Consider the following 4073-nt stretch of genomic DNA (forward strand, 5'->3'; position numbering starts at 1 on the left):
GCCGACACACCCGCATTCGCCAACGCCTGACGAATCACCCGCCGCTGCGACGGACCATTCGGCGCCGTCAGCCCATTCGACGCACCGTCCTGATTGATGGAGGAACCCCGGACCACGGCGAGGATGGGGTGACCGTTCTTCTGAGCGTCCGAGAGCCGTTCCACCAGCAGCACTCCGGCGCCCTCGGACCAGCCCGTGCCGTCCGTCGAGGCCGCGAAGGACTTGCAACGACCGTCCTTGGCCAGACCCCGCTGCCGGGAGAACTCGATGAACGTCTCCGGTGTGGCCATCACCGACACGCCGCCGGCCAGCGCCAGGGAGCACTCCCCCGACCGCAGCGACTGCACGGCCAGGTGCAGGGCCACCAGCGACGACGAGCACGCCGTGTCCACCGTGACCGCCGGGCCCTCGAACCCGAAGACGTACGACACCCGTCCGGACGCCACCGAGCCGGCCGCCCCGTTGTACGGGTAGTCGTGGTACATCATCCCGGTGAAAACGCCCACCGAGTGACCCTTCATGTCCGCCGGGTCGATTCCCGCCCGTTCGAAAGCCTCCCAGGAGGACTCGAGCAACAGCCGCTGCTGGGGATCCATCCCCAGGGATTCGTTCGGGCTGATCCCGAAGAAGTCCGGGTCGAACTCACCCGCATCGTGCAGGAAGCCGCCTTCCCGGGCGTACGTCTTTCCCTCCTGGCCAGGCTCCGGGTCATAGATCCGCTCGATGTCCCAACCCCGGTCCGTCGGGAATTCGGTGATCGCGTCGATTCCGCCGGCGACCACGTCCCACAGGCTCTCCGGTGACGACACCCCTCCCGGATAGCGGCAGGCCATTCCGACGATGGCCACCGGTTCGTGCATCGCCGCCGTGAGCCTGCGGTTCTGCGACCGCAGGCGCTCCGTTTCCTTCACCGAGGCACGCAGCGCTTGAAGAAGCTTCTCGTCCGCGTTGGCCATTTCAGTTCCCCGCTTCTCGTATCGCGCCGTCGAGGTCGACTTCGTCAAGTGCCAGGCTGATGAGACTCTCGGCGTCCATCTCGTCGATGGAATCCAGTTCGCCGTGGGTCGCCTCGGCCGCGTCCCATTCCGGCCGGGCGCCGCCGAGTTCGAGCAGACCGGCCAGCATTCCGGCCTTGCGCAGTCGGCTGACCGGAATGGCCTGCAGAATGCGGCGGACCTCTTCCTCCTCCGGGTCCACGTCCTCGTCTCGACCGCCGTCCGGCAACAGCTCGGCCACCAGGTGCTCCGCCAGGGCCTGTGCGTTCGGGTAGTCGAAGACGAGCGTGGCCGGCAGCTTCAGTCCGGTGACCGCGTTGAGTTGGTTGCGGAACTCCACCGCGGTGAGCGAGTCGAAGCCGAGTTCCTTGAACGCCAGGTCCGGCTTGATCGCGTCGGGCCTGGCATGTCCCAGGATCGCCGCGATCTCCGTACGGACCAGGTCCAGCACGACGTCGAGGCACTCCTGCCGGTCGAGTCCGGCGATCCTCTGCTTGAGCAGCGCCTGCTGGGGTGACCGACCCGCCGTAGTCCTCCTGACCCGGCCGCGGACGAGATTCCGCAGGATCGGGGGAAGCTGGCCGGCCGCCTCGGCCAGCGTCCTGAGGTCGAACCGGATCGGCACGAGCAGTGCCTCGTCCGTCGCGCTCGACGCGTCGAACAGGTCGAGTCCCTGCTCGGGAGTGATGGCCTCGATGCCCGAGCGGCTCATGCGCTGGAGTCCGGCCTCGTCCAGCGCGGCCGCCATACCGCTGTCGTTGGCCCACAGGCCCCAGGCCAGGGACTGCGCCGGGAGTCCGGCGGCCCTCCGGCGCGTGGCCAGTCCGTCCAGGAAGGCGTTCGCCGCCGCGTAGTTGGCCTGCCCCGCGTTGCCGAGGACGCCCGCGGCGGAGGAGAAGAGGACGAACGCCGACAGCTCCCGGTCCGCGGTCAGTTCATGGAGGTTGAGCGCCGCGTCCACCTTCGCACGCAGCACCCGGTCCATCCGCTCCGGCGTCAGCGACTCGATGACACCGTCGTCCAGCACACCCGCCAGATGCACCACAGCCGTCACCCGATGCTCGGCCAACAGCGCCGCCACCGCATCGCGATCCGCCACATCGCACGCCGCGAACACCACCCGCGCGCCCAGACCCGCCAGCTCCGCCCGCAACTCCTGCGAACCCGGGGCACCCACACCGCGACGACTGGCCAACACCAGCTCCCGCACCCCGTACTCGACCACCAGATGCCGCGCGACCAACCGGCCCAACATCCCCGAAGCACCCGACACCAACACCCTGCTGTCGGCGTCGAACCGGGATGCGGGCCGCTGCTCCATGACGGGCACCGGCGCAAGCCGCGCGGCGAACAGCGCCCCGCCGCGGGCGACGGCCTGTGGTTCGGCAGCGGCGATCAGTGCCGGGACCGCCGTCGTGTCGTCCACGTCCGCCAGCAGGAACCGGCCAGGGTGGCCCGCCTGGGCGGCGCGTACCAGACCCCAGACCGCCGCACCCGCCAGATCCGTCACATCCTCACCCGGCAGAGCCACCGCCCCACCGGTCACCACCAACAACGTCGACGACTCGAACCGCGCCTGCGACAACCACGACTGCAACACCGCCAGCACACGATGCGTCGCCTCCCGCACCTCCGCCGCCGCATTCCCACCACCGCAACGGAGCACGACGACTTCGGGAACCGTCGCCTCCGTGGCGAGCTCGTCCCACTCCTGCCACGGCAGCGTGCTCGGCTGGGTGTCAGGTACCGGCGTCCAGTCGACGCGGTACAGCGACTCGTGGAACGCCGTCCCACCACTCGCCAGTTGCCCGGCGGGAACGGGGCGCGACGTCAGAGCCCGTACGGCGGCCAATGGCGCACCCGTCTCGTCGGCGATCGCGAGCGCGATGGTGTTCTCGGCCGACGGAGTCACCCGCACTCTGACGGCCGCCGCGCCGACGGCGTACAGCCGCACGCCGGACCAGGAGAACGGCAGCACGGTCTCGGACTCGGTCTCGCTACCGGACTCCCCGGACTTCCCGGACCCCCCGGCGACGAGCGCCGGGTGCAGGCAGGCGTCGAGGAGGGCCGGGTGGAGCCCGAAGCCCGAGGCATCGGACCGCGCCTGCTCCGGCAGAGCGATCTCGGCGAAGATCTCCTCGCCGGACTGCCATGCGGCCCTCAGCCCCTGGAACATCGGACCGTACGCGTAGCCGTGGCCGAGCAGCAGCTCGTACGCGTCCTCGACGTCCATGGCCGAAGTGCCCTGCGGCGGCCACTGACTCAGGTCTACGTACGGTTCCTCCCCCGCCGGAGAGACTCGTCCCTCGGCGTGCGGCGTCCACGGCAGATCGCTCTCGCCCTCGGGACGGGAGTGCACGGTGACGGTCCGCGACCCGGAATCGTCCGCTGCACCGACCACCACCTGCACCTGAACACCGCCGCGCTCCGGCAACACGAGCGGAGCCTGAAGCGTGAGTTCCTCGACCACGTCACAGCCGACCTGGTCACCGGCCCGGATCGCCAGCTCCACAAACCCCGTCCCCGGGAACAGCACCACACCACCGACCACGTGATCCGCCAGCCACGGCTGCCCGGCCACCGACAACCGCCCGGTGAGCACGGCTCCGCCGTCGTCGGGGAGTTCCACGACCGCACTGAGCAACGGGTGCCCGGCGGAGTCCAGGCCCGCCGAACCGATGTCGCTCTGGGGGGACTGGGCGTCCATCCAGTAGCGCCGGCGCTGGAAGGCGTACGTCGGCAGGTCGACGCGCTGCGCTCCACTCCCGGCGAAGAAGGCCGACCAGTCCACCACCGCACCGGCGACATGCAGCCGGCCCAAGGCGGAGACCAGGGCCTCGGGCTCCGAGCGGTCCCTGCGCAACGCCGGAACCAACACCGCGTCCTCGACGGTCAGTTCCGCCATACCGGTCAGCACGCCGTCCGGGCCCAGCTCCACGAACCGCGAGACACCCTCGGCCACCAGCGAGCGAATACCGTCCGAGAACCGCACAGCCTCACGGACATGCCGCACCCAGTACTCGGGCGAACCCAGCTCCTGCGCCAACTCTCCGGTGACGTTCGAGACCACCGGGATCG

General features: G+C 70.0%; 2 protein-coding genes. Both read right to left on the bottom strand.

The genetic code is table 11. The features are described 5' to 3' along the window. Positions 1–956, bottom strand: a 956-nt coding sequence (locus ACFY0T_RS50200; RefSeq protein ID WP_388885947.1) for a beta-ketoacyl synthase N-terminal-like domain-containing protein, incomplete at its 3' end; no start/stop codon positions are given. A 1-nt stretch (position 957) separates the two neighbouring features. Then, positions 958–4073 (bottom strand): type I polyketide synthase (locus ACFY0T_RS50205; protein WP_388885950.1); only part of this gene is annotated, 3116 nt, incomplete at its 5' end.

This window comes from Streptomyces sp. NPDC001530 (genome assembly GCF_042894545.1).
GTDB lineage: Bacteria > Actinomycetota > Actinomycetes > Streptomycetales > Streptomycetaceae > Streptomyces.